The 366-nt window shown below is 51.6% G+C and carries 1 protein-coding gene; it reads left to right on the forward strand.

Annotated elements, in window-relative coordinates; genetic code table 11:
• Positions 1-302 (forward strand): GxxExxY protein (locus tag B4O97_RS19170; protein ID WP_083053120.1); only part of this gene is annotated, 302 nt, incomplete at its 5' end.
• Positions 303-366 lie beyond the last annotated feature (64 nt).

Raw genomic sequence — 366 nt, forward strand, 5'->3', positions numbered from 1 at the left:
AAAAGGTTTATCAGCGGGCGTACATGCTGGAGCTCCAGGCCCAGGGGCTTTCCGTCGTACAGCAGGCGGCCTTCCCGGTTTTTTATCGGAGGCAGTCCGTCGGCACCTTCAGGGCGGACATGGTTGTAAACAATGCTATCCTCATCGAGCTTAAAGCTGTCTCACAGGTTACTTCCGGTATGGAATCGCAGCTATACAATTACCTCAAGCTCTCAAGTTTGCAGGTCGGGTATCTGTTCAACTTCAATGCTCCGTCACTTTATTACAAGCGGCTGGTTAATACCCGGGGCGGGCCTGCCTGAAGGGGCGAATCAGCCCCTTTTTTAGTCGTGCCAAGGTTCGAATGCACCATATTGATATATGGTT

The organism is Marispirochaeta aestuarii, assembly GCF_002087085.1.
Lineage (GTDB): Bacteria > Spirochaetota > Spirochaetia > JC444 > Marispirochaetaceae > Marispirochaeta > Marispirochaeta aestuarii.